This is a genomic window from Methanoregula sp., from assembly GCF_002835825.1.
GTDB lineage: Archaea > Halobacteriota > Methanomicrobia > Methanomicrobiales > Methanospirillaceae > Methanoregula.
In genome coordinates this window covers 1-3340 of the sequence record NZ_PIZH01000252.1, presented here as the reverse complement: position 1 = coordinate 3340, position 3340 = coordinate 1, and the positions used below count along the sequence as shown (strand labels likewise).

Annotated in this window: 3 protein-coding genes and 2 pseudogenes; 3 read left to right on the top strand and 2 right to left on the bottom strand. The window is 53.3% G+C overall.

Annotated elements, in window-relative coordinates:
• Nucleotides 1-705 (top strand): annotated as a pseudogene (locus tag CW742_RS09270) (hypothetical protein); the annotation flags it as partial.
• Between the two features lie 58 nt (nt 706-763).
• On the opposite strand, the gene cca reads toward CW742_RS09270, so the two are convergent.
• Entirely contained in the window at nt 764-2131 is a 1368-nt protein-coding gene (cca, locus tag CW742_RS09265) for a CCA tRNA nucleotidyltransferase (RefSeq protein ID WP_292419514.1), read from the bottom strand.
• On the bottom strand, nt 2125-2664 hold the full coding sequence (gene thpR / locus CW742_RS09260) for an RNA 2',3'-cyclic phosphodiesterase (RefSeq protein WP_292419512.1): 540 nt from the start codon (nt 2662-2664) through the stop codon (nt 2125-2127). Before thpR ends, cca begins: the two co-directional genes overlap by 7 nt.
• Before the next feature lie 133 nt (nt 2665-2797).
• Here thpR and CW742_RS09255 point away from each other — a divergent pair, with 133 nt between their 5' ends.
• Together CW742_RS09255 and CW742_RS09250 are read left to right on the top strand one after the other, a co-directional pair.
• A complete protein-coding gene (locus tag CW742_RS09255) occupies nt 2798-3067 on the top strand; it encodes a glutaredoxin family protein (protein WP_292419509.1) in 270 nt (89 codons plus the stop codon).
• Nucleotides 3064-3340 (top strand): annotated as a pseudogene (locus CW742_RS09250) (anaerobic ribonucleoside-triphosphate reductase); the annotation flags it as partial. The gene CW742_RS09255 and the pseudogene CW742_RS09250, both read left to right, overlap by 4 nt.

The window sequence follows — 3340 nt, the reverse complement described above, 5'->3', positions numbered from 1 at the left end:
AGTAGAATATATTCAAATAGCACAGCAACACGTTCCCCCTACGAAGTTCTTTATGACAATAAAGGTGATTGCGATGAAAAATCGAGATTATTGGCATATTTATTAAGAGGCTTAGGATATGGCGTTGTTCTGTTTGATTTCTCCTCGGAAAGCCATATGGCGGTTGGAATAAAAAGTCCTCTCCAATACGCTTATAGAAATTCTGGATATGCATTCATTGAATCTACTCAGCCATCAATACCAACAGATTCCCAAGGACATTACGTTGGTACAGGAAAATTAACCAGCACTCCAAAAATAATCCAGATCAGTGAGGGAAATTTGTTTTCAAGTATTTCTGAAGAATACAACGACGCGGCTCTATTCAATCAATTCGGACATGATATGACACTGGATCCGAAAAAATACCGTGAGTGGGAAATTTTGATGTGGAAATATGGTATGACTACCAAAGATGGAACAACTATCACTGAAGATCCCACTAATAAACCATTGTGCAAAAATGATGGGATATTATGTAACGACAACTGCTACGAAAAATGTGGAGCAAACATGATTGGAAAATGCACTACAACTGGTGTAATCTGTGAATATATACCGGGATATTGTCCAACGGGACTAATCTTATGCAATAATGAATGTTGGACGAAATGTCCTAGTTCGAACTCACAATGTACTTCTGAAGGGTTAGTGTGTTATATGTAATTTTTTACATTCTTTTTTAGATATTGATTGAAATTTTTAGAGAGGAAATTAAATCCCTTCACTCCCCCTTCCCCATCCTCACCAGCGGCGAGCAGCGGCCAAAGAACCCGCCAATAAACCCCGCAAAGCCCGGGCTCCAGCACGCCGGGCCTTCCTGCACCTTCCACCCGTTCTCAAACGCCTGCCGCACATGCTTCCCCAGGCTCACCTGCAGCATGCCTTCGGACCGGAGCAGGTCAAAGGCATTTTGGAACTCGCGGGGGACTTCCGTCTCGTACCGGCCGTTGACGATATAGGGACCGGGCAGATCGGACGTGAGATACTTGGCCCGGAACTTTTCCGCATTGACCCGGTTCCAGACCGGGGGGCCGGCATGGCTCCGGATTGCCGGCAACCGGGAAACCAGCAGCTCGACAAGGATCATGGATTCCTCGTTTCCCATCCGGTAATCCGCGTGGTGCACCGGGAATCCATTCCGTTCAAGGTACTCGCTGATCGCAAGGGTGCTGCGTTTCAGCTGGGGGACCACGATCTCTTCGATATATGGCGGGGTTGCAAACGTGATCGCGTACAGGGAAGTTCCGCGAGCGTCAAGGATTTTTTCAAGATTGTCTTTGGTTATGGGGGGCTCCTCCGGCAACCGGAAGAACGCTTCGGACGGGGCTTCGAGATATCCCCTCGCCAGTTCCACGAACTCTGCCATGCGGTCGACCGAGACCGCAGCCGCAACATTCCGTTTCGGATCTACGGGATCGATCATGACCAGGGGTTCGTCAAACTCTTTCGCTACGTGGTTCTCCACGTCAATGTGGGTCCGGGGTTTCCACTCGGCCGCAGCCTTCAGGAGCGGGGTGAAGCCCCCGTAATGGAGCACGAGGAGCTCGCAGAGATAGCCCGAGAACCCTTCGGTCATCTGGTCGGAGCCATAGATCCCGCCGGCTTTCGCGAAGCGCTTGAGGAGGAGGACATCGTCAATGAGGCCGTTGATCTTCTCAGTGATATACCGGGTGTGGAACGGCGTCCGGTCAACAGCGCTCTTTATCCGTGATGCGCTCTCCACCTTGTAGCAGGGTACGAGGTCCACGTCAACGTCATCGATCGTGGCATTGATGTACGGGTGCTCGGCGTACTTCTCGTGGTAGTTGTCGGTGAACGCCGCTGCAATGCTCCGCGCCAGTGCCAGGCCTTCCGTTTCGAGCTGCTCCCGGGTCAGAGAGGGATCGAACAGCATGAAGACATCGAGATCGCGGTCTCCCTTCACCCACGTGTGCCGGGCGATCGACCCCACGACCATCCCTTCGGCCTTACCGCTCTGCCGGATCTTCTCTAATATCCGTTGGGCAATCCCGCAGACATGGTCCTTCTCTTCCTGCGTGGGGCGCAGGCCAAAAAGCTCGGTCTCTTCCAGAGAACTCCGGGTCACCAGTTCACCTCCAGCAGGTCCTCGTACACCGGCCCCCGGGGGGTCAGGGTGCTCTTCTTGAGTTTCAGACCGCTGACTGTACATTCTCCATAGCTCCGGCCTTTGAGCTGGCCGAGAACGGCAAAGAGCGACGGGTCGGAATCCTTCACCCGTGCCACCGTTGCATGGGGGGTGAACTTACGGCTTTCACGCGGAAATCCCAGCGGGAGAAGGGCATCCTCAACAAGGGAGAGGAGCCGTTCGCCGTTCCCGTTATCATCGAGCGCACACCAGACCGTATGCGGGCGTTTCGGATTGTTCACCGTCACGGTTCCGGCCGCGACCGTGAACGGCTGGTACGGTATCGGCTTCAGGGCGTCCCTGATCCGTACAAGCATCTTCTCATCCACTTCGCCAAGGAATTTTACCGTGATGTGGATGAGAGACGGGTCGACGAACGTAAGCCGGGAAGAGCTGGTGCGAAGCGCATCCTGGGCCTCCTTCAATCGCCCGCGTACCGTCACGGAGAGCTCCAGCGCGACAAACGTCCTGACCATTACGGTAGTATTGTTTTAATTCCCTGATAAGGGTAATCGCCCCGGAAACGGGACGGGAGAATGCTATAGCAACCATGATTTTTTTATTTACATACCACCTAATGGATCATTAACAGAGTACAGGGTGTTTTTTGTGAAGGATTCTCCACAGCTGATTGTATACACACTTGAGCACTGCCCAAACTGCGAACTCCTCAAGTCATTTTTGAAGACCGGGGGGTATCCCTTTGTCGAGCGCGACCTGTCCAGTGCCGAGTCACTGACCGAGCTGCGTGTCAACGGGGTGTTCGTGAACGAGGCCCCGGTGCTCCAGAAGAGCGAGGATTTCTTCACATCGGCCGATCTCTTTCCCGCGGGAAAACTTGACAACGATCACCTCAGCCAGCTGATCGTGGGTGAATGATGAGCCGGCAGGAGACCCGCCAGCAGACCATCTTTGGCGAGTATACTCCTTCCCTCCCCCCGGTCAGAACGACCGACGGGCATATCGTTGAATGCGACCGGAGCCGCATTGTCCGCCAGCTTGTTGAAGAGACTAAGATTGTCGAGACATTCTACGAGTACAAGGGCGCGACCGAAGAGACGGCGCAGGATATGGCCCTCGATGTCGAGCTCAAGATCAAGAACATGGGGCTCAAGTCACTCTCCGGCCCGCTCATCCGCGAGATCGTCAACA

Coding starts and splice junctions, on each gene's coding strand:
- thpR (WP_292419512.1), bottom strand. CDS start 2,664: ATGGTCAGGACGTTTGTCGCGCTGGAGCTCTCCGTGACGGTACGCGGG.